Consider the following 23,210-nt stretch of genomic DNA (forward strand, 5'->3'; position numbering starts at 1 on the left):
CTACCGCATTGCTTTGAAGTAAGGTCTCCATTATAGTCTGAGAAAGGTACTCCCATTTCGTTAGCTACTTCATTTTTGAATTTAGCTAATCCTTGTTTAGCTTCTGGAACTAGTTGTCTATTACTTGCCATAACAAATCCCTCCTAATATTTTAATTCTAAAAGTATATTATTTAATTTTTGATTCGTATTGTTCAACCATTCTCTTAACCATTTCTCCGCCAACACTACCGCATTGCTTTGAAGTAAGGTCTCCATTATAGTCTGAGAAAGGTACTCCCATTTCGTTAGCTACTTCATTTTTGAATTTAGCCAATCCTTGTTTAGCTTCTGGAACTAGTTGTCTATTACTTGCCATAATAAATCCCTCCTTATAAAAATATTAAATTAAAGTTTTACTTTAATCCTGATTCGTATTGTTCAACCATTCTCTTAACCATTTCTCCACCAACGCTACCGCATTGTTTTGAAGTAAGGTCTCCATTATAGTCTGAGAAAGGTACTCCCATCTCGTTAGCTACTTCATTTTTGAATCTAGCTAATCCTTGTTTAGCTTCTGGAATTAATTGTCTATTACTTGCCATAATAAATCCCTCCTTGAAAACATATAAACTCTTTTATTGAGTTTTCTTTTTACAAAGCTTGTTTGACTTTGTACTAATATATTGTGTAAATTAAATTTTAATAAACTATAAAATTTAATACATTAAAGGAAAGGTAATCTTAATAAAGAATATAATGGTACAAACTATAAAAAAAGGTTATTTGAAAATGATTTTCAAATAACCTTATATAACCTTAATTATTTATCTTTTGAATTTTAAAAATTGCTATAATAACTGGAATTGCAACTAATGCAGATAAAACTGCCTCTGCCACGCCATTAGTACCTATTATAGACAAGAGTGCAATTGTAACTGTGCTTCTTGATCCAGCGGAAATGGTTCCATTTCCAACAAGAATTGATGCATAATCCTTAAAATAAATTAAGTATATGCTTCCAAGAACTCCAATTGTATTTGTTAAAGAGCCACAAACAGCAGCAATTCCTATAGATAGTTTCTTATTTTTAAGTTTTCTTTTTAAAGTTCTATACACATAATAGGAAATTACCCCTATCAGTACTCTAGGTAGTATAGAAACAATTGGATTATAGAAAAATGGAGACATTGGAGTTGGAGCAGTTATGTTTTGATATATTGAAAAAATACCAAATATGAATCCAATTGAAGCTCCTGCTACTGGACCTTCAATTATTGCTCCAATTATTACAGGTAAATGTAAAATTGTTAATTTAAAGAGCGGTAATGGTATAAAACCAAGACCTGTTACTCCTAAGAATAAACAAATACCCGATAGCATTGCAACTACTACCATCTTTCTTACATTTTGACGAGAGTTTCCCATCCCTCTTGCATTTAACATTTTGATTCCTCCGTTCTTATTCCTTATAGGATATAATTCGGCAAAAAATGAATTTTTGCATTAAGTTCGGTTTCTTAAGAATACCGACCAATATTATTTTACCATATAAGAAAAAACTGTAAAGTAAAATATTATATCAATAATAAATGAATAATTTAAGTTGATGTTTAATAAGTTTAATATAAAAAATTGAAAAAGTATTGTAAGTTTATTATACTTGTTATAGTATATATATATAACAAGTATAATAAGAGAGGTAATAATATGTTAGAAATAATTAAATTTTCGAAGTCATATAAAAATGGAAAAAGAGCGGCAAATAATGTATCAATTAAAGTTAATAGTGGAGAAATATTTGCATTTATTGGTCATAATGGAGCTGGTAAAACTACAACTATAAAAGCTATTGTAGGGATTTTAGAGTTTGATGAAGGAGAGATATTAATTGATGGAGATTCAATTAAAAATAATCCTATTAAATGTAAGAAAAAAATAGCATATATACCTGATAATCCAGATATTTATGAAGCTTTAACAGGGATTCAATATTTGAATTTTATAGCAGATATATATAAGGTATCAAAAGAAGAAAGAGAAAAACTAATAAAGCTATATTCAGAAAAATTTGAAATAACATCATCACTAGGGGATTTAATATCATCATATTCTCATGGAATGAAACAAAAGTTAGTTATAATTTCTGCATTAATTCATAAACCTAAGCTTTTAATTTTAGATGAACCGTTTGTTGGGTTAGATCCTAAAGCATCACATATTTTAAAAGAAGAAATGAAAAAGCTGTGTAAAGAAGGAGTAGCAATATTCTTTTCAACTCATGTTCTAGAAGTAGCAGAAAAGTTATGCAATAAGGTAGCAATAATAAAAGATGGAAATATAGTATCTCAAGGTAAGATGGATGAAGTTAAAGGAAATAGTTCATTAGAAGATATATTTATGGAGTTGATAGATAATGAGTAATTTATGGAGTTTATTTAAGACAACATTTATTAATTCTGTAGGAATTAATAAAATATTTAAGGAAAAATCAAAGAGTGAGAGAATTAGGAATATATCTATAGCAACAATAATATTAATTTCTGTGATATCAGTCGGATTTATAGCTGTAGAATATTCTAAGCTATTAGCTGATGGATTAGAAAGTATGGGATTTATTGACTTATTATTGGTAATGGGATTTATCTTAAGTGTAATGATGATATTTTTTACTTCAATATATAAAGCTCAAGGAATATTATTTTCTTCAAAAGATTATGATTTGCTTATGAGTTTACCTATTAAGAGAAGCACTATTTTAATTAATAAGATGACACAGTTACTAGGAATAAATTATTTGTTTCTATTATTTGTATTTATACCTCCAGCCTTTGTTTATTTTAGTAAAGTTGAATTATCATATGTATTTTTTATATATTTATTTTTAGTATTTTTGGCATTACCACTAATTCCAATTGTCGTATCATCTATTATAGCATTTATAATTAGTTATATATCTTCAAGAATGAAGCATAAAAACTTAGTTATAAATTCTGCCACATTATTATTCATTTTATTGATAATGTTACTTTCATTTAAAAGTGGAAATTTAGTTGAGAAATTAATAATCAATAGTAGCTCATTAAGTTCTGGAATATTAAAGTTATATCCTCCAGCGATATATGGCGTTAATGCTTTAATAAATTTAGATTTTAAAGATTTAGTTATATTTATAAGTTTATCAATTTTAATTTTTTCAATATTTGTTTTTGTATTTAATAGATCTTTTAAAGTTATAAATTCAAAATTACAAGAGAGCTTTAAAAAATCTAATTATAAAATAGATAAAATGACTACATCATCTCAAATAGTTGCACTAACTAAAAAGGAGATGAAAAGATATTTTTCTTCGCCTGTATATGTATTAAATACAATTATAGGTCCAGTATTACTATTGATAGCAGCTATATCAACTTTGTTTATGGGAAAAGAAATTTTATTTAAGGTTATTGAAATTGAAGTAGTTGATAGTATTATACCTTTATTTATTATTGCTTTTGTATGCGGAATTTTATCTCTGTCTTGTACTACAAATTCTTCTATATCTATGGAAGGAAAAAATTTATGGATACTAAAGTCTAGTCCAATAAAAGTAATAGATATATTTAAAGGAAAGATAATGTTGAATTTAATATTAATAATACCAGCAGGTTTAATAAGTGATATTATTTTCTTCTTTTCAATGGAGTTATCATTAATCGAATTGGTATGGTTAATTATAATAACGATACTATATTCTTTAATAATTTCAATATTAGGTATAGTAGTTAACAATTTCTTTCCTAATCTAAATTGGACTTCAGAAACTGCTGTAGTGAAACAAAGTATAAGCGTAATCATTCAAATGATTATTTCAGTAATAATTGTTGGACTTCCTATATTATTATTTATAACTTTAGAAATCACAAATATAGTTTTATTTATTACACTTGTAATTTTATATTTAATTCTAGTTCTAACTGGATTATTAATAATTTTAAATACAATTAGTATAAAACTATTTAATAAATTAGATTAAAAGAAGCTGTCGCAGAAAGCTATTTAATTATGCGACAGCTCTTTATCTACATTATTTCAGATTTATTAGGCTTTATAATATCACAACAGATATAGAAGAGTAATTCTAATGAAAAGGAAGAAAATAAACCTCCTATTAATTAGTTATATAAGTCTATTTTAAATAATAAAGTTAAGAATCATGAATTTTAATATATAATAAAGTTGTATAAGTTAAAATAATAATTTAATATTTAAATGAACTACGAAGAGTTGTAGCAAATGTTTTATTGTAGTTTCTATAAAAGTAAAAACGAGGTGAGAAAGTGATCTTAAGAATAGATTTTGATTCGGAAACCCCAATATATGTACAAATAAAGAATCAAGTTATTGAAGGAATTGCTAAATCTGAAATTGAGATAGGAGAGGAACTACCTTCAGTAAGAGCATTGGCAGAAGATATAGGGGTAAACATGCATACTGTTAATAAAGCATATAATATGCTCAAGGATGAAGGATATCTTAAAATTGATAGAAGAAAAGGTGCAGTGGTTTCATTGAATTTAAATCAATCAATGGAAAAGTTCAGAGGTGATTTGGATGAAAATTTATATTTTTATATGGCTCAGTGTTTTAACAGGAATATAAGTAAAGAGGAAGTTAAATTATATATAGATAAGGTATTTTTAGAATTTAAAAATAAGGAGAATAGTTAATGATGGAAAGAGTGATTGTATGTTCTATGAGTATTTTTATAGGTTTAATTTCATTTTTTAGTGGTCTATATGTTAATAAGTTATCTAATAATGGAATCATATTTGGAGTAAGAGTTCCTAAGGAATATGAAAAAGATAATGAGATTTTAAAATTAGAAAAACAATATAAAAAGTTTTACTTAATATTTAGCATACCAGTTATTTTAATTATTAATGCTATAGTTTTTTTCTATCCTAAATTATCTTTATTTACCTTATTAATATTAATTTTAGTTGCAATTACAAACATTCCAATTTTTATATATTGGAAAAAAATGAGTGAATTAAAAGAAGAAAAAGGGTGGAGAAAATTAGGTAAGAATGTAGTTGTTGTAGATACATCTATAAGAAAACCTAAAAATAAAGAAGACTTTGTAGGTGTAAGGAGCAAAACTTATTTATTACTATTAATTATTCCTATAATAACACTTATACTGACTCTTTTGTCATATAAAGATGTTCCAGAACTATTTCCAATTCATTATAATGCTCAAGGCGTTGCAGATAGTTTTGTGGAAAAAAGTGGTTTTCAAGGTTTTTTTTTATTTAGCTTTATTTCCAGTTTTAATTCAAGTAGGAATGATTTTATTTTTACTCGCTATGAACAAATTTGCTATTAATGGAAAGAGTGAAATAAATGGTGGGACTTTAGAAGAAATAAAAAAACAAAGAAGAATATTTAAAAGATTTAATTCAGTATTTTTATTTACTATTGCATTAGAAATTATTATTTTATTTGCATTAATACAATTTTGTACGTTGTATGGATGGAGCATCAATAAAGTAAATATAATTAGCTTAATAGTTATATTTATTACTATAATTGTTTTTCTTTTAATAAGTTATAAGATAGGACAAGGCGGAAAAAATATAAAAGTTAAAAAGAATGATGAAGAAATTTATAGAGATGATGATAGACATTGGATATTGGGAAGTTTTTATTACAATAAAAATGATCCAAGTATTTTCGTGGAAAAAAGAATAGGCATTGGTTGGGATATTAATTTAGGAAATCCAATAGGAATGATTATTATGGTATTACCTATAATTCTAGTATTAGTAGCAATTATATGCTTGGCTATAAGAGGAATATAATAAGATACAGATAGGAGGTGTATTTATTTTGCAAAGCCTTATGATTATATTAACTTCAAATATAGTTATAATAACTATGGTTCTTTTATCATATTATTTGAATAATACTTCTAATAAGGGGATATATTTTGGAGTTAGAATTCCTAAAAAGTATCAGGAGACAAGTGAAATAAAAGCCTTAAATAAAGATTATAAAAGAAAGGTGCTTTATATATTTGGTATTTATTTTACGATAAATAATATAATTATGATTTTGAATTTTAGAGCTAGTGAAGCTATATTATCAGTGATAATGACAATATCATTAATAGGTGCTCTTTTAATTTATATTATTATATTTGGCATTTACTATAAAATTATAAAGAAGTTAAAAGAAAAGAATAATTGGAATTATAAAACTAATAATGTTGTTGTTGTTGATACTACATTAAGAAAACCAAAGAGAAATGAAAGATATAAACCATTAAATGATAATCTTTTCTTAGTACCAATATTAATTTCTATTATAATTTTAGTATTAACCATACAAAGAAGTGAATATATTTTAAATATAAATTCTTATAGTGTTTATAAAATGCCTATATATCAAGTTGTAATGTGCTTAGTTATGTTTTTGCTAACGAAAATAACTTTAACTTCAAAAGTAGATTTAAATAGTGGAAATATAGAAACAGCTGTGAAAAGAAAGAAAAAGTTTAAAAGGTTAATTTCTATATTCTTATTTATAACAGAGTTAGAAATGGTTGCATTATACTCAGTGATACAGTTGGGAATAATTTATAATTTTTATACTAAATCATTAGAGAATTTTATTAATGGTTTTATATCTATTAGTATGGTTTTATTCATAATAATATTTATATTAATAGGTCAAGGCGGACGGAATATAGAAGAAGAAAATGAAGGGGATGACCTATACAAGAATGATGATGATAAATGGATATGGGGGATGTTTTATTATAATAAGAATGATCCAGCTTGGATGGTAGAAAAAAGGGTTGGAATAGGTTATACAATTAATTTTGCAAATAAAAAATCATCAATATCATTAGTTTTATTTATATTATTAATAATTATATTTGCTGTATATGATGTAAAGTTTAATATTTAAATTTATAAAGGGGGATTAATTATGGTTAGTAGCTTATCAATTATTTTTATGGTATTTAGCTTTCTTGTGAGTGTGTTGTTACCTATAGTAGGGGTTATATTTTTAAAAAGGAAATATAATGTAAGTTTAAAAGTATTCTTTATAGGTGCAGCAGCATTTTTTATTTCTGTACAAATCTTGGAAGCTCCAATACATTCATATTTTTTGAAGTTAAATAGTACTACATCAGAATTTTTATTAAGTACACCAATAGCGTATATGCTATATGGAGGCCTTATGGCTGGAATATTTGAAGAAACAGCAAGACTTATATCTTTTAAATTTATAATAAAAGATAGGGACTTAATGAGTGGTGTAACATATGGACTTGGACACGGTGGAATAGAAGCTATTTTAATTGGCGGAATAAGTAGTATAAATTCTATAGTTTATTCTATTTTAATTAATAAAGGCGGTTTTCAATCTATAATGGAGGGATTATTAATACCAAAGGAAGTTATAAGCGCTACTTATGATCAATTTGTAAATAGTAGCTCCATTATGTGGGCAATGACTGGAATAGAAAGAATCTTTGCTATTATGATTCACATATCATTATCAATTGTAGTTTTGTATGCAGTGAAAGAAAGAAAATATATCTATTACCTAGTAGCCATATTAATTCATGCTGTAATAAATTTTCCGGCAGCTCTATATCAAGCTGGAGTTATAAAAAATATATTTATGGTTGAAGGAATTCTATTTATAGCTGTATTAATTTTAGTACTATATATATTTAAAATTTTCATAAAAAAATTCAATGATTATAATGAAATATTATAAAAAAACCTTTATAATGTTAATAAATTAGTAAATCAATAAATCTTATAAAGGATATTAATAGTTGCTTATTTCCTTTCATTTAATCTTAAGTGGATATATATAATTTTGAGTTGACTTTGGAGTGAAGTGACGAAATAAGCAAAATTATATATATCTATTTTTTTATAGAGATTTATTAGTTTATTTAGATAAATAAGGGGGCATGTTTATGAAGAACATTTTAATAAGAAAAGCTAGGGATGGAGATGAAGTAGAAATACTAAATTTGGTAAGAGAGGTACTGAATCTTTATGGTTTAGATTTAAATCCAGAAGTAGAGGATTTAGATATAACTGATATATCTAAATACTATATTCAAAATAATGGGGATTTTGAAGTTATAGAGTGTAATGGAGCCATAATAGGAACATATGGTATTTATAAGATAAATGATGAAACTTGTGAATTAAGAAAGATGTATCTAAAGAAAGATTTTCAGGGAATGGGGCTTGGAAATATAATGATAGAAAACTCTTTTAAAATTGCTAAGTTACTCAATTATAAAAAAATTACTTTGCAAACTAATTCAGCTTTATATAAGGCTATAAAACTTTATAAAAAGTATGGATTTGAAGATTTTAACGAAGAAGTATGTGATAGATGTGATATAGCTATGATAAAGGAAATAGCTTAAAATAAATATTGACGATTTAATATATTATTAATTTAAATTATGTATAGTATTAATAGAAACATATATAGTTAGAGAAGAGGGGAATTTTTATGAGATATTATGATACTAATATAAGAAATTTTAAAGTAAGAGAAACTTCAGAAGAGGATATTCCATTGATTTTATCCTTAATAAAGGAAATAGCAGAATATGAAAAGATGTCAGATGAAGTTATTGCAACAGAAGAAACATTAAGAAACTCTATTTTTGAAAATAATAGAGCAGAAGTAGTAATATTAGAGTTAGATGAAAAGCCAGTTGGATATGCATTATATTTTTATAATTTTTCTACATTCATAGGAAGAAGTGGTCTTTATTTAGAAGACATATTTATAAAAAAGGAATTTAGAGGAAAAGGATTAGGAAAAGAAGTGTTTAAATTCTTAGGACAGAAAGCAAGAGAAGAAGGTTGTAAGAGAATGGAATGGACATGTCTTAATTGGAATGAACCATCAATAAGATTTTATAAATCTCTAGGGGCAATTCCTATGGATGAATGGACAGTATATAGGCTTAAAGAAAAAGAGATAATAAATTTAAGTGAAATGAAATAATGCAAAAGAAAACAGCTATATTATAAATACATAATATAGCTGTTTCTTAGTTTAGAAATATTGAAGTTTTCTTTTGTTAAAATAAACTCCTTTTAAGCCAATGGAGTCTATAAAGTCTAATGCTATATTAAAATTATTAGAAATGTTTTTATGATTATGGGCATCGGAACCTAAAGTAACATATTTGCCACCTAAGTCTTTGTATAGTTTATATATATCAAATAAGGATTCTCTAGCTGAATTGATATGAAGTCTACTTGAGTTTAACTCTAAAACTTTTCCTTTGTTTATTAGAGTAATGAATATTTCATAAAGAATATTTTCAAAATCTGAGAATGGTATTTCTTTATTTTCAAAAAAACAATATCTACAAGGATAATCTATGTGTGATAAGGAATCAAAGTTATTATATAATTTTACACAAGATAACATATCTTCTAGATAATAAGAAAAGAAGTCATGTTTATTATAACCTTGATGTACATAATCACAATATATATCTAGATCTTTGACCGCATGTATAGAACCTAAAATAAAATCAAAATCATGGCTAGAAGCTATTTTTTCATTTTGAGCAAAGGTATTTTGTGTTAATCCAATTTCTATTCCTAGCTTTAATTTATCTGATCTATATTTTTCATATTTATTAAAGTAAGTAGGAACATCAAATCTAAATTCATTTTTTACTGGATAATCTAAATCCATATGATCAGTTATTATGATACCAATATTCTTTTCATTACTAATAGATATAGCATCTAATATATTCATATCACTATCTGTAGAAAATTTTGAGTGCATATGGCTATCAAATATCATATAATCCCTCCTTGAGAATAAAATGTTGTTTTTTTTATTATATCATATATTTATTAATAGTTTCTTAATATCAAAATATCTTGATAAATGGTATTATTAAATATAAAATTAAATTAAAATATAAATAAAGGTGTGTTTTTATGAAAAAATTATTCGAAATAAGAGATTTGGTATTTTATAAGGAAGAATTTTTAGATAATTTAGACGAATTTGAAGATATATTGCCTATAATAGAAGAACTTAGCAAAGATCTTACGTATGAGGAAATAGAAGTAGTAGGACAAAATGAATGTTGTGAAAAGACAAATAAAAATTACATAGTTGAAATACCAGGATTTTTAGATGAAAATGATGAGTTTTTAACACAAGCAGAAGTAGAAGCATTAGCAAGCTTAGGAAAACAAAAAATGTTGGATTTATTTGTAATAAGAATATATAAGTGCGTAACATGTAAAAAATGGATAATAGATATTTTAGAGTAAAGAGGGTTGATAAATTTGAGGAAATTTGATAGATTATTAAAAAACTTAAAAGAATACATATGCCTTTTAAAAGGAGATATAAAAAGTTTGAGTTTTAATAATATTAAAGAATTTCTAATTAAGCGAAAAATACTACTTAGCACGATTTTAGTTTTTTTTATTTTAATTGGTTTTGGGGTAGGGAGCTATAAGGCTTCAAAGGATATTGTTTTGAGGAAGCTGGAAATAGCTTTAAAAGAAAATAAACCTGGACAAATATATAGAAAGATTAGAGTTGAGGATAAAAAAATAAGTAAAAGGGATTTACAGCCGTTATCAGAGTATTATTCAGAAAATACTAAACAAGTTGATGATATAATAAGAGGGTTAAAAAGTAATGAAAAAAGCAGGCTTTTTACTTTGAAAAATGATAAAATATTATTTTTTAATAATTATAAAATACAAATAGAGCCTGTTTCTATAAAAATTAATACAAATTTTGATGATGCTAAGATTTATGTTGATAATATGCTTATAGATGCAACAAAGATAAAAAAAGGTCTAATTCCCGGGAAATATAAAATAAGAGGGGAATTAGATACTTTATATGGAGAAGTTGCTGAAGAACAAGAAATATTTTTGATGCAAAATGAGGAATATGTATTAAATTTAAAAGCTATTAATATAAGCCTATCTTCAAATTTTGATGATGCAGATGTAGTTATAAATGACAAAAAAATAGATAAAAAAGTAAAAGATATAAAAAAATATGGCCCAATACCCATAAACAAAGATATAAAGATATCTTTGGAAAGAGAATTTCCATGGGGTGTATTGAAAAGTGAAAAAGTTAATGTGGGAGACTTACCAAATATAAATATAGATATTAATATGGTTAATGATAAATTATTAAGTGAAATAGACAGTTGTACTAACATTTTTTATAGTAGTGTTTTTAATGCTCTAAATTTGAACGATTATTCTTTAATAAAAAATGCAGAAGAAAATACAAAAAGTAAAATTTATGACAATATAAGAAGAGAAAGTTTATTCTTAAAAAATAATTATGAGCTTACTGAATTAAATACAGAAGTTAAAAGTAGTGAGTTTTATTATGAAGATAATACTTACAAAGCTAATATAGTTATAAATTTAAATTATAGTGTAAGTAAAAAGCTTATCCCGTTCATAAAAAATAATGTTAATGAAATGTTTTTAACTCAAATGGAATATGTTGATGGAAAATGGGAAATAACCGATGTACAAAAGTTTAATTTAGAATAAGGGTAGGTGTAAAACTTATGAATAAGAAATTAAAAGCAGTAACTTTAGCTGTTGTAGTGATTTTTTCAAGCAATACATTAGCGCTTGCAGAAAGTAGCAGTTCCTTACAAGATAAAATTGAACAAAATCAAAATGATATAAATAAATTAGAAAATGAAAAAGAGAAAGTTAATGGAGAAATAGAAAATCAATCAAGTGAACTTCAAGGGATTTTGAATCAAATTGATGAAAAAAGTAAGGATTTAGAAAGTGCTCAGGCAGAAGTTAATGCGTATCAGGCTAAAATAGATGAGGTACAAAGTGAAATTGATAGAATAAATTCAGAGATAGCAGGTGCTGAAAATGAAATTTCTACTAAAGAAGCCCTTATTGTAGAAAAGGAAGAAGAAGGTAGAAAGATAAAAGAAGCATTAGACCAGAGAGTAAGAAATTACTATAAAATGGACGTAACTGCAAATTATATTTATATGATATTAAAAAGTGAAAGTGTAGTTTCTTTATTTAATAATATTCAAAATGTAATTAGAATAATGACTTTAGACAAAGGACTAATGGAATCAGCAAGAGAGCTTCAAAAACAATTAGAAGAAGAAAAAATTGAGATTTCAAAAAGATTAGAAAAAATAGAAACTGATAAAAATGAAGTAATAGCAAAGCAAGATGAGCTTAAAGAAGCTCAAAAGGAATTCATAGTAAAACAAGAATTCCATCAAAGTAAAATGAACGAGCTATATGGATTAGAATCACAAAAATCAGGAATAATAGCATCTTTATCAGATAAAGAAAAAGAGATAGAAGAACAAATTGGTGATTTAGTTTCCTATAACAAGGAATTACAAGCTACCTTAGATAATATATTTAATGAAATAAATAATGGCTCTAACAATAATGGAAATAATTCAGGTGGAAATGGTTCTGGTGGAGGAGAGAATTCAGGAGGAAATGTAGTTCCTGGAGATCCAAATAATGAAACGTTTCTAAGACCTGGTTACGGAGTTGTAACAGATCCTTATGGACCAAGAATTAATCCTGTAACAGGTGAATCAGGATTCCATACCGGTGTAGATTTAGGCGATCCTTATGGAGCTCCTGTTGCAGCTTCAAAAAGTGGTGTAGTTGCATATTCAGGTTGGATATCCGGATATGGAAAAACAATAATTATAGATCACGGCGGTGGAGTGCAAACTTTATATGCACATAATAGTGAACTTGCAGTAGGCGTTGGACAAGCTGTTTCAAGAGGACAAACTATTGCATATGTTGGATCTACAGGCCAGAGTACTGGACCTCATATTCATTGGGAAATAAGAATTAATGGACAACATATAAGTCCTATGGGATATGTATAAAAAGGCCGAAAGGCCTTTTTTTAATGGATAATTGATGATTGACATTTGATAATTAAAAAAATAAGCAAAGCTTAATTATCAATTATAAAAAAACCTGTACAAAAGCTGCACAGGTTAAAGGGTTTTATGTTCATTTAAGAAAGGGAATAAATGAACATATGTGGGGTTTTATTAAAACTGATAATAAAAATATTATCAGTAGTATGGGCTAATTCATATGTTGAAAAAATATGTAATTAATAAAATAATTGTAAAATTTATATAATTATTATATTATATTTTGTCAAAAAATCCAATAGTTTTTAGAAAAATTATCGAAAATAAGATTTTTTCTGAAAATATTAGCATTTTATAAAATAAAAATATATAAAAATATATAAAATATATAGAGATTTCAATAAAATACGTTATATAATATAAATTGAGGTGATTTAAATGAAAAGTTTTAAAAATGAAGATATATTAAAGTCAACACCTGACTACGAAGATTATACAAAAAATGAAGCTAAGCTATCAGTACAAGAAATGAGAGATCTTGGCTTATTAAAATGTGGTGGATGTTGTAGTAGTAAGGGAAGCAGTTCAGGTTGTGGTTGCAAAAGTAAAAGAAAATAATACTATAAATGTATTTTATAATAAATAAATGTAAAAGCTTTTAATATAAAATATAAATTATGGGAGGTATTAGGTGTGAGAAGACCTAGCATATTCAGTAGAGATTATGAGAGGAAAATGAAAAAACGAAGAAGAATAATAGCTACTATTTCTTTTATAGGAGTTTTGATTATAGGCATTATATTTATGAAAATAGCTATGAATAGTATAAATATGGACACATTTAAGAATAAAGTTCAAATGTGGATTGATGCAGATAAGCCTTCTAACAGTGTAAATGAAGAAATTGAAAATACAGAAAATAGTGAAAATAGTGAAAATGGAGAAATGGTTGAAGAAGCGCCTAAAGAACCAGAGGGTAAAACTATGGAATTTGCTGTTAATGAAAATTCTATATTAAAAGCAGAATATGAAGAAATAAATGGAACTATAAAATTTAAAGATATAAAGGAAGTTCAAAGCAATATTTATTATTTTATGAATAATGCAAAGAATTTAATTTTAACTATAGATGAAAATCAAAATATGAAGATTTTTAATGTAAATAATAAAGAGGCTAATATAACAAAAGATAAATATACAGCTCCAAATGGAGAAATATTTAATAAAGATTCAGTTCTTCAAACATATAAAGGATACTTATGGAATGTAGAAGCAAAGTTTGTAACAGATACAAAAGTTGCATACATTAGTAATGTACCTTATTTTGGATATGATTTAAATAAATATATATGGGTTATAGATTTAAATGATAATAGCCATAAAACCTTATGGAATTCTAAAGGTAAGGAAATAAAATTTGGAGATTTGAAAGAAAAGGGATTAGAAGTTGTGATTGATGGCAATGTTAAATATGTAAATCAAAATAGTGATTTAGTCAACTAAGATAAATTTAAATAAACAAATATTTGAAAGTATTTGATATAGTATGGTATAATAAGCTAGTTATATCAATTATGATAGTATCTTACTATTTTAGGAGGAAGAGTACAATGGAAGCTAAAATGGAAAAAATAGAGAAAAACGTTATTAAGTTTGAAATAAAGGTTGAGGCTGAAAAATTTCAAGAAGCTATAAAAAGAGCTTATAATAAAAACGTTAAAAACTTTAATGTACCAGGATTTAGAAAAGGAAAGGTTCCTATGGCGATAGTTAAAAAATACTATGGTATAGGAGTTTTAATTGAAGATGCAGTTAATTTTGCAATAGATGCATCATATTCAAAGGCATTAGAGGAAAACAACATAATTCCTGTTGATTATCCGAAGGTAGACATAGTAACTGCAGAAGAAGGAAAAGAATTTGTATATACTGCAGAAGTTACAGTTTATCCAGAAGTTGAATTAGGAGAATATAAAGGATTAAAAGTTGAAAAGCCATCTTATGAAGTTACAGAAGATGCAATAAATGAAAAATTAAAAGAAATGCAACAAAAAAATGCTAGAATTGAAACTAAAGAAGATGGGGAAATAGCTACTGGGGATACAGCAGGTATTGATTTCAAAGGCTTTATTGATGATGTAGCATTTGAAGGTGGAGAAGGTAAAGACTATTCACTTGAAATAGGATCAGGTACTTTCATAGATACTTTTGAAGATCAATTAGTTGGAGCGAAAGTTGGAGACAAAGTAGAAGTTAACGTAACTTTCCCAGAAAACTATGGAAGAGAAGAATTAAATAATAAGCAAGCTAAATTTGAAGTTTTAGTAAAAGAAATAAAGATAAAAGAATTACCTGAAATTGATGATGAATTTGCTAAGGAAGTTTCAGAATTCGATACATTAGCAGAATTAAAAGAAGATATTGTTAAGAAGATGGAAGAAGAAAACAACAATAAAGCAGAAAGAGAATATGAAGATGCAATTATAAAAGCTGTTGTTGAAAATGCTAAGGTTGATGTTCCGGAAGTTATGGTTGAAAAAGAAATTGATACAATGGTAAGAAACTTAGAACAAAGACTTCAATATCAAGGTTTAAATCTAGAACAATATTTCCAATTTACTGGCACAGACGAAGCAAAAATGAGAGAATATATGAAAGAAAACGCAGAAGTTAAAGTAAAGACAGATTTAGTTTTAGAAGCTGTAGAAAAAGCTGAAAATATAGATGCAACAGAAGAAGAATTAAAAGAAAAAGCTAAGGAAGTTGCAAAAATGTATTCAGCTGAAGAAGACGAAAAAATGGTTGATTTATTAATGAATGGCCAAAGAGCAGCACTTCTTGCTGATGTTAAAGTATCAAAGACTATAAAGTTTTTAGTTGAAAATAATAAATAATATACAAAAAATAATTGCTAGAATAAAATTCTGGCAATTATTTCAAATATTCATTAACAAAATAAATAAAATTTTATATAATTTAATATAATTAGTTTTTTAAGAATATGGATATATTATAAAAGAAGGTAGAAAATAGAGAAGGAGGGAATAAAAATGAGTTTAGTTCCTATGGTCGTAGAGCAAACTAGTAGAGGAGAAAGATCTTATGATATCTTCTCAAGGTTATTAAAAGATAGAATAATTATGTTAAGTGGAGAAATTAATGATACCACTTCTAATTTAGTGGTATCACAGTTATTATTCTTAGAAAGTGAAGATCCTGATAAAGATATCCATCTTTACATAAATAGTCCAGGAGGATCAATAACTGCGGGTATGGCTATTTATGATACAATGCAATATATTAAGCCTGATGTATCTACTATATGTATAGGCATGGCAGCTTCAATGGGGTCATTTTTACTTTCATCTGGAGCAAAGGGAAAAAGGTTTGTATTACCAAATAGTGAAATTATGATTCATCAACCTTTAGGTGGTTTCCAAGGTCAAGCAACTGATTTTGATATACACGCAAAGAGAATAATAAAGATTAAGGAATCATTAAATAGAATATTAAGTGAGAATACTAATCAGCCTCTAGAAAAAATAAAAGCAGATGTTGAGAGAGATTACTTTATGACAGCAGAAGAAGCTATGAATTATGGGTTAGTAGATAAGGTAATTACGAAAAAATGATAAAGGTAAGAACTAAGTAAAGTTCTATCTTAATCTAAGCGAGGTGAATTTATGGCTAAGTACGATGAGAAGAAACAACTTAAATGTTCTTTCTGTGGGAAGAATCAAGAACAAGTTAAAAGATTAATAGCTGGACCAGGTGTATATATTTGTGATGAGTGTATAGATTTATGTTCAGAAATAATAGCGGATGAATTTGAGGACAGTATTGAATTAGATACAACAAGTGTTCCAAAACCAAATGAAATAAAAAATTATTTAGATCAATATGTAATTGGTCAAGAAAAAGCTAAAAAATCATTATCTGTTGCTGTCTATAATCACTACAAGAGAATAAACTCTAATTTGATAGACGATGATATTGAATTACAAAAGAGTAATATACTTTTATTAGGACCTACGGGATCTGGTAAAACGCTTCTAGCTCAAACATTAGCAAAGTTTTTAAATGTTCCATTTGCTATAGCAGATGCAACAACATTAACAGAGGCAGGATACGTAGGAGAAGATGTTGAAAATATTCTATTAAAGTTAATCCAGAATGCCGATTACGATATAGAAAGAGCAGAAAAAGGAATAATTTATATAGATGAAATAGATAAAATTGCAAGAAAATCTGAAAATCCTTCTATTACTAGAGATGTTTCAGGAGAAGGTGTTCAGCAAGCATTATTAAAAATACTTGAAGGAACAACAGCTTCAGTACCGCCTCAAGGTGGTAGAAAACATCCACATCAAGAGTTCTTACAAATAAATACTTCTAATATTTTATTTATTTGTGGTGGAGCATTTGATGGTGTAGATAAAATAATAGAAAAAAGAACTGAAAAGAGTTCTATAGGATTTGGTGCTAATATAACATCTAGACATACTAAAGATGTTGGTAAACTACTTAAAGATATAATGCCAAGTGATTTATTAAAATTTGGACTTATACCTGAATTTGTTGGTAGATTACCAGTTGTAGTAACCTTAGAATCATTAGATAATGATGCATTAGTGAATATATTAACTCAGCCTAAAAATGCTTTAGTTAAGCAATATAGAAAGCTTTTTGAGATTGATAATGTTGAACTAGATTTTACTGATGATGCATTAAAAGCAATAGCAAATGAAGCTATTGAAAGAAAAACTGGTGCTAGAGGTTTAAGATCAATAGTAGAAGAAATGATGACAGAAGTTATGTTTGATATTCCTTCTGACGAATCGATATCTAAAGTTATTATAAATGAAGATTGTATAAAAGAAAAAAATAATCCGGAAATTGTTAAATTAGCTGAAGGTGAAGTACGACCTCAATTAAAAGCTAAGAAAACTAAGAAAAGAAAAGGCATAGAAACTGCATAATAAAAAAACATCTTATTGTTATATCTAACTATAAGATGTTTTTTGTTTTTAAACATAAAAAATAAAATATTTTCAAGAAAAGTAATGGTAATTCCCCCTTTTTTTATGGAATATTAACCTTTAATTAAGTTAATAATATTGATATGACTAAAAGAAGGGAGGGAGCATTAACTTTTTAAAAGGTAATGCAAAATTTATGACTGAAGTATTGGTGGTATTGCAAATAACGACTATGATAATATTTATTTATTATATGGTAAACAACAATAAAAGCCATAGTAATAATAAGGTTGTTATTGAGAGAGAAAATGTTAAGGAAATGGATAAGTTAAACAGAATGAGGAGCATTCAATTAACCCAACCGTTAACAGAGAAGAGTAGACCAACTAAGTTTGAAGAAATAATAGGGCAAGAAGATGGAATAAAAGCCTTAAAAGCTGCTTTATGTGGACCTAATCCACAGCATGTTATTATATATGGACCGCCAGGGGTGGGGAAGACTGCTGCTGCTAGGTTAGTATTAGAAGAGGCTAAGAAGGTGGAAAAATCTCCTTTTAAGAAAGATGCAAAATTTATAGAAATTGATGCAACGACAATAAGATTTGATGAAAGAGGAATAGCGGATCCTTTAATAGGTTCAGTACATGATCCAATTTATCAAGGGGCTGGCTCTCTAGGTGTTGCAGGAATCCCCCAACCTAAACCGGGTGCTGTTACAAAGGCACATGGAGGAATGTTATTTATGGATGAAATAGGAGAATTGCATCCTATAGAACTAAATAAGTTACTTAAAGTACTAGAAGATAGAAAAGTATTTTTGGATAGTTCATATTACAGTAGTGAAAATCCTAATATGCCAGATTATATAAAAGAAATATTTGATAATGGGCTGCCAGCAGATTTTAGGCTAATAGGAGCTACTACAAGAAGTCCAGAAGAAATAGTTCCTGCTATAAGATCAAGGTGTGTTGAAATATTCTTTAGATCCTTACATCCTGAGGAAATAAAGACAATAGCCAAAAACGCAGCTAATAAGGTTGGATTAGAAATAGATGATAAATGTTTAGATTTAATTTCAAAGTATTGTACTAATGGAAGAGATGTTGTAAATTTAATACAGCTTTCTTCAGGAGTAGCAATAAATGAAAATAGAAGTGATATAAATATAGATGATATACAGTGGGTTGTAGAAAATGGAAATTATACTCAAATTCCTGATAAGAAAGTTAAGGATAAATCAGAAATAGGAGTAGTTAATGGATTAGCAGTACATGGAGCTAATATAGGTATATTAATGGAGATAGAAGCAACAGCAAAGAAAGTTACGCACAGAATAGGAAATTTAAAGGTTACAGGTATTGTTGAGGAAGAAGAAATAAGTAGTAATAATAGAAAAATAAGAAGAAAAAGTACAGCATACTCATCAATACAAAATGTTCTTACAGTTTTAAACAATATCTTTAATTTAGAGTGCGAAAATTATGATATACATATAAATATTCCTGGAGGGATGCCGGTTGATGGACCATCAGCAGGAATAGCAATTGCAACTGCTATATATAGTGCTATAAATAAAGTTAAGGTAAGTAATAAAGTTGCCATGACTGGGGAAATAAGTCTTTTGGGAGAAGTTAAGCCTATTGGAGGAGTAAATGCAAAAATAAATGCAGCAAAAAAGGCTGGAGCAACAAAAGTAATTATACCAACTGAAAATTGGAAGGATAGTTTTAAAGATATAGAAGGGATAAAAGTTGTAGCTGTCAAAAGCTTAAATGAAGTTATAGAGGAATCAATATTAAAAGATGTAATTGTTCAAGATATAGCTGTTGAGGATATAGTTGTTAACAACAATATAGATATATTATCAGCTAAAGGAGAGGAATAACATTCTACATTTAGTAATCTAGAAAAATTTACATCAATAAAGTTATATTTATAGATAAAGATATATCCATAATTTTTAATGAGCTGTCGTAAGGCAGCTTTTTTGATTATAAGTCGAAGAGTATAAATTAGTTTAATAGTATTATTCATTACTAATATTGTCCATTGCTAAATTTCAAGTTTATATTATAATTATAATAATAAATATAATATGATAATTAATATTATTTATTTTATATGAAAATTTAAGTATTATGTATTGTATAGATTAAAATAGATTGAAAAATAATAATTTTATGTGTATACTATAAAAGTTACATAATAATGTAAGGAGGATGGGAATAAATGAGTGAAAAATTAATGGCTCTACCTTTGATTCCTCTAAGGGGAATTAGTATTTTTCCTAATATGATAATACATTTTGATGTAGGAAGAGAAAAGTCTAAGGCAGCTATAGAAGCAGCGATGGAAAAGCAAACAGATATATTCTTAGCAACTCAAAAGGATTATGAAATAGAGGAACCAGAAATTGGTGATATTTATGATATAGGAACTATATGTAAGGTAAAACAAATAATAAAACTACCAAATGATGTAATAAGGGTTTTAGTCGAAGGATTAGATAGAGGAGAAATTAGAGAATTAGATTCAAGTGAAGAATATTTAAAAGTATCAGTAGAAAGAATAGAAGAACCTTCAAATGAAGAATATGAAAATATTGAAGCTTATATAAATTCTTTAAAAAAGAGTTTTAGTAAATATATTAAAGCTTCAGGAAATATAAGAAATAATGTTATATCTATATTTGATACAATAGAGAATTATAGTGAACTTGTAGATATAGTTGCTTCATATGTAATTGTAGATGAAGATAAAAAACAAGAAATATTACAAGAAATTAATTGTATCAATAGAATAGAAAAGCTACTTGTTATATTAGAAAATGAAATAGATATAATAAATGTTGAAAAGAAAATAGGTAAGAAGCTTAAAGAAAGTGTTGATAAATCTCAGCGTGAATATTATATAAGAGAGCAAATAAAAGTACTCCAAGAAGAAATTGGAGAAGATGATGAAGACAAAAAAGAGATATCTAAATATGAAGAAAGAATTAAGAAGGCTAAATTACCTAAGCATGTAAGAGAAAAAGCTGAAAGTGAACTTTCAAGGTTAAAATCAGCATCTGGTCAAGGTTCTGAAAGTAATGTAATAAGAACTTATTTAGATTGGATACTTGATATACCTTGGAGTAAATCAACAAAGGATAATTTTGATGTAAAAGAAGCAGAAAAAATACTTGATAATGAACATTATGGCCTAGAAGAAGTAAAAGAAAGAATAGTAGAATATTTAGCTGTAAAACAATATACAAATAATCTAAAAGGACCTATATTATGTTTAGTTGGGCCTCCTGGAGTAGGTAAGACATCAATAGCTAAATCAATTGCAAATGCAACTAATAGAAAGTATACAAGAATGTCTCTAGGAGGAGTTAGAGATGAAGCGGAAATTAGAGGTCATAGAAAGACTTATGTTGGGGCAATCCCAGGTAGATTAGCCTATGCCTTAAAGGAAGCTAAAGTTAATAACCCACTTATTTTATTAGATGAAATAGATAAGTTAGGATCAGATAATAGAGGTAATGTTGCAGATGCTCTTTTAGAAGTATTAGATAGTGAACAAAATAATACATTTAGAGATCATTATCTAGAGTTAGATATGGATTTATCCAAAGTATTATTTATAACAACAGCTAATTCACTAGATACAATACCAGCGCCGCTATTAGATAGAATGGAGATTATAGAAGTATCTGGATATACTTATGAAGAAAAATATCATATAGCTAAAGGTTATCTTATACCAAAATTATTAAAAGATCATAAGTTAACATCTGATCAATTTAAGATATCTGAAAGTTCTATAAAGGAAATAATAAACTCTTACACTAGAGAAGCTGGAGTAAGAAGTTTAGAAAGAGTTTTAGGAAAATTAATAAGAAAATCTCTTACAGAAATGATAAAGAATGATAAGAAGTCAATATCAATATCTTCTAATAGAATTGAGAAATATTTAGGAAGCAAGATATATAGTTTTGATATAAAGGAAACAGAAGATAGAGTTGGGGTAGTAAAAGGTATGGCGTGGACTGCTGCTGGTGGAGATACGTTGCCAGTAGAATCTGTTACTATGAAAGGAACAGGTAAATTGGTGCTTACAGGACAGTTAGGTGATGTTATGCAAGAATCAGCTAAAATTGCATTTGGATTTGTAAGATCTAATGCAGTAAAATATGGTATAGACGAAGAGTTCTATAAGAATACTGATATTCACATACATTTCCCAGAAGGTTCTATAAAGAAAGATGGCCCTTCTGCAGGAGTTACTATAATTACATCTATTATTTCAGCATTGACTAATAAAAAGGTAAGAAGTAATGTTGCCATGACTGGAGAGGTTACCCTAACTGGTAGAGTACTTGCAATAGGTGGATTAAAGGAGAAATCAATTGCTGCTTATAGAGCTGGAATTGATACTATAATAATACCAAGAGAAAATGAAAAAGATATAATTAAAATACCAAATACAGTAAAAAATAAGCTTGATATCATTACAGTTGATCATGTTAATGAAGTGTTAAATAAAGCTATAATTGGAGTTGATACTATTGATTAAAATTAAAAATTCAGATTTTGTTATATCTGCAGTTAAAAAAGAGCAATATCCAATAACTGGACTGCCAGAAATAGCCTTTGTGGGACGTTCTAATGTTGGTAAAAGTTCTATAATAAATGCTTTGACTAATAGGAAAAAGCTTGCAAAAGTTAGTCAAACACCAGGAAAAACAAGATTAATTAATTTCTTTATAATAAATGGAGATGAATTTTATCTAGTTGACTTGCCTGGATACGGATATGCTAAAGTATCTAAAACTGAAAAAGCAAGTTGGGGAAAAACTATAGAAACTTATTTAAATGGAAGACAAGAATTAAAAAGGGTAGTACTTTTAGTAGATTCTAGGCATAAGCCTACAGCTGATGATATACAAATGCATGAATGGATTAAGTTTTATGGGTATGATGAGGTAGTTATAGCAACTAAAAGTGATAAGCTGTCTAATAATGAATTAAGAAAAAGTGAAAAAGTAATTAGAGAAGCGTTAAATTTAGAAAAGGAAGATAAACTATATTTCTTTTCTTCAGTTAATAAAAAAGGAAAAGATGAATTAATAGATACCCTTTTTGGGCCTATAGTTCAGAATATAGAAGAATAATATATAAAGGAACTTATAATAAATACTATAAGTTCCTTTTTTATTTATAAAAATTTAAAATATTACAATAAAAAACAGTGGCAATTATTATTCGAGAGAATAGTATATACTATAAAACAAAAAAACAAAAACCCTAAGGA

General features: G+C 26.9%; 25 protein-coding genes. 20 read left to right on the plus strand and 5 right to left on the minus strand.

Annotation, left to right across the window (positions count from 1 at the left end; genetic code table 11):
• From J7M87_RS02750 to J7M87_RS02765, 4 genes are all read right to left on the minus strand, one after another.
• A partial coding sequence (locus J7M87_RS02750; RefSeq protein WP_291648506.1) for an alpha/beta-type small acid-soluble spore protein occupies window positions 1-131 on the minus strand: 131 nt, incomplete at its 3' end.
• 37 nt (window positions 132-168) lie between these two features.
• The gene (locus J7M87_RS02755; protein WP_008676832.1) at window positions 169-357 is read right to left on the minus strand and encodes an alpha/beta-type small acid-soluble spore protein; all 189 of its coding nucleotides are present in this window, start codon (window positions 355-357) and stop codon (window positions 169-171) included.
• A gap of 37 nt (window positions 358-394) precedes the next feature.
• Entirely contained in the window at window positions 395-583 is a 189-nt protein-coding gene (locus J7M87_RS02760; protein WP_291648444.1) for an alpha/beta-type small acid-soluble spore protein, read from the minus strand.
• Window positions 584-797: 214 nt separating this feature from the next.
• A complete protein-coding gene (locus tag J7M87_RS02765; protein WP_291648445.1) occupies window positions 798-1,424 on the minus strand; it encodes an ECF transporter S component in 627 nt (208 codons plus the stop codon).
• Window positions 1,425-1,688: 264 nt separating this feature from the next.
• Between J7M87_RS02765 and J7M87_RS02770 the strand changes: the two genes are divergently transcribed.
• The 9 genes from J7M87_RS02770 (at window position 1,689) to J7M87_RS02810 (ending at window position 9,023) form a co-directional block, all read left to right on the plus strand.
• On the plus strand, window positions 1,689-2,402 hold the full coding sequence (locus tag J7M87_RS02770; protein WP_291648446.1) for an ABC transporter ATP-binding protein: 714 nt from the start codon (window positions 1,689-1,691) through the stop codon (window positions 2,400-2,402).
• Window positions 2,395-3,996: an ABC transporter permease gene (locus J7M87_RS02775; protein WP_291648447.1), complete on the plus strand. Its 1,602-nt coding sequence runs from the start codon at window positions 2,395-2,397 to the stop codon at window positions 3,994-3,996. The genes J7M87_RS02770 and J7M87_RS02775 overlap by 8 nt, the downstream gene beginning before the upstream one ends.
• Before the next feature lie 304 nt (window positions 3,997-4,300).
• Complete coding sequence (locus J7M87_RS02780) at window positions 4,301-4,690, plus strand: GntR family transcriptional regulator (protein ID WP_291648448.1); 390 nt, start codon at window positions 4,301-4,303, stop codon at window positions 4,688-4,690.
• A complete protein-coding gene (locus J7M87_RS02785) occupies window positions 4,690-5,349 on the plus strand; it encodes a DUF1648 domain-containing protein (RefSeq protein WP_291648449.1) in 660 nt (219 codons plus the stop codon). The genes J7M87_RS02780 and J7M87_RS02785 overlap by 1 nt, the downstream gene beginning before the upstream one ends.
• Window positions 5,309-5,824, plus strand: a complete 516-nt coding sequence (locus J7M87_RS02790; protein ID WP_291648450.1) for a DUF5808 domain-containing protein — start codon at window positions 5,309-5,311, stop codon at window positions 5,822-5,824. The genes J7M87_RS02785 and J7M87_RS02790 overlap by 41 nt, the downstream gene beginning before the upstream one ends.
• A 28-nt stretch (window positions 5,825-5,852) precedes the next feature.
• Entirely contained in the window at window positions 5,853-6,935 is a 1,083-nt protein-coding gene (locus J7M87_RS02795; RefSeq protein WP_291648451.1) for a DUF5808 domain-containing protein, read from the plus strand.
• 21 nt (window positions 6,936-6,956) lie between these two features.
• Window positions 6,957-7,757, plus strand: coding sequence for a YhfC family intramembrane metalloprotease (locus J7M87_RS02800; RefSeq protein WP_291648452.1), 801 nt, complete (start codon window positions 6,957-6,959; stop codon window positions 7,755-7,757).
• A 208-nt stretch (window positions 7,758-7,965) separates the two neighbouring features.
• On the plus strand, window positions 7,966-8,430 hold the full coding sequence (locus J7M87_RS02805; RefSeq protein ID WP_291648453.1) for a GNAT family N-acetyltransferase: 465 nt from the start codon (window positions 7,966-7,968) through the stop codon (window positions 8,428-8,430).
• 89 nt (window positions 8,431-8,519) lie between these two features.
• Window positions 8,520-9,023 (plus strand): GNAT family N-acetyltransferase, encoded by a 504-nt coding sequence (locus tag J7M87_RS02810; RefSeq protein WP_291648455.1) that lies wholly within the window; start codon window positions 8,520-8,522, stop codon window positions 9,021-9,023.
• A 51-nt stretch (window positions 9,024-9,074) separates the two neighbouring features.
• Here the strand turns inward: J7M87_RS02810 and J7M87_RS02815 are convergent, their stop codons facing one another.
• The gene (locus J7M87_RS02815) at window positions 9,075-9,842 is read right to left on the minus strand and encodes a histidinol phosphate phosphatase (RefSeq protein WP_291648456.1); all 768 of its coding nucleotides are present in this window, start codon (window positions 9,840-9,842) and stop codon (window positions 9,075-9,077) included.
• 140 nt (window positions 9,843-9,982) lie between these two features.
• On the opposite strand from J7M87_RS02815, the gene J7M87_RS02820 reads away from it, so the two are divergent.
• The 11 genes from J7M87_RS02820 (at window position 9,983) to yihA (ending at window position 23,070) form a co-directional block, all read left to right on the plus strand.
• Entirely contained in the window at window positions 9,983-10,324 is a 342-nt protein-coding gene (locus J7M87_RS02820; protein WP_291648458.1) for a hypothetical protein, read from the plus strand.
• Between the two features lie 210 nt (window positions 10,325-10,534).
• Window positions 10,535-11,587, plus strand: a complete 1,053-nt coding sequence (locus tag J7M87_RS02825) for a hypothetical protein (RefSeq protein WP_291648460.1) — start codon at window positions 10,535-10,537, stop codon at window positions 11,585-11,587.
• 17 nt (window positions 11,588-11,604) lie between these two features.
• On the plus strand, window positions 11,605-12,936 hold the full coding sequence (locus J7M87_RS02830) for a M23 family metallopeptidase (RefSeq protein ID WP_291648462.1): 1,332 nt from the start codon (window positions 11,605-11,607) through the stop codon (window positions 12,934-12,936).
• A 435-nt stretch (window positions 12,937-13,371) separates the two neighbouring features.
• A complete protein-coding gene (locus J7M87_RS02835; protein WP_291648464.1) occupies window positions 13,372-13,551 on the plus strand; it encodes a hypothetical protein in 180 nt (59 codons plus the stop codon).
• A gap of 75 nt (window positions 13,552-13,626) precedes the next feature.
• Window positions 13,627-14,436 (plus strand): hypothetical protein, encoded by an 810-nt coding sequence (locus J7M87_RS02840; RefSeq protein WP_291648466.1) that lies wholly within the window; start codon window positions 13,627-13,629, stop codon window positions 14,434-14,436.
• A gap of 107 nt (window positions 14,437-14,543) precedes the next feature.
• On the plus strand, window positions 14,544-15,827 hold the full coding sequence (gene tig / locus J7M87_RS02845) for a trigger factor (protein WP_291648468.1): 1,284 nt from the start codon (window positions 14,544-14,546) through the stop codon (window positions 15,825-15,827).
• A 156-nt stretch (window positions 15,828-15,983) separates the two neighbouring features.
• Window positions 15,984-16,565 carry an ATP-dependent Clp endopeptidase proteolytic subunit ClpP gene (clpP, locus tag J7M87_RS02850; protein ID WP_291648469.1) on the plus strand — a complete coding sequence of 194 codons (582 nt, stop codon included), beginning with the start codon at window positions 15,984-15,986 and terminating at the stop codon, window positions 16,563-16,565.
• A 51-nt stretch (window positions 16,566-16,616) separates the two neighbouring features.
• Window positions 16,617-17,912 (plus strand): ATP-dependent Clp protease ATP-binding subunit ClpX, encoded by a 1,296-nt coding sequence (gene clpX, locus J7M87_RS02855; RefSeq protein WP_291648471.1) that lies wholly within the window; start codon window positions 16,617-16,619, stop codon window positions 17,910-17,912.
• 196 nt (window positions 17,913-18,108) lie between these two features.
• On the plus strand, window positions 18,109-19,797 hold the full coding sequence (gene lonB, locus J7M87_RS02860; protein WP_291648473.1) for an ATP-dependent protease LonB: 1,689 nt from the start codon (window positions 18,109-18,111) through the stop codon (window positions 19,795-19,797).
• A 344-nt stretch (window positions 19,798-20,141) separates the two neighbouring features.
• Window positions 20,142-22,472, plus strand: a complete 2,331-nt coding sequence (lon, locus tag J7M87_RS02865; protein WP_291648475.1) for an endopeptidase La — start codon at window positions 20,142-20,144, stop codon at window positions 22,470-22,472.
• Window positions 22,468-23,070 (plus strand): ribosome biogenesis GTP-binding protein YihA/YsxC, encoded by a 603-nt coding sequence (gene yihA, locus J7M87_RS02870; RefSeq protein ID WP_291648508.1) that lies wholly within the window; start codon window positions 22,468-22,470, stop codon window positions 23,068-23,070. Before lon ends, yihA begins: the two co-directional genes overlap by 5 nt.
• The last annotated feature ends 140 nt before the right edge of the window (window positions 23,071-23,210 follow it).

The sequence above is a fragment of the Clostridium sp. genome, from assembly GCF_017888565.1.
In the GTDB taxonomy this organism is placed as follows: Bacteria; Bacillota; Clostridia; order Clostridiales; family Clostridiaceae; genus Clostridium.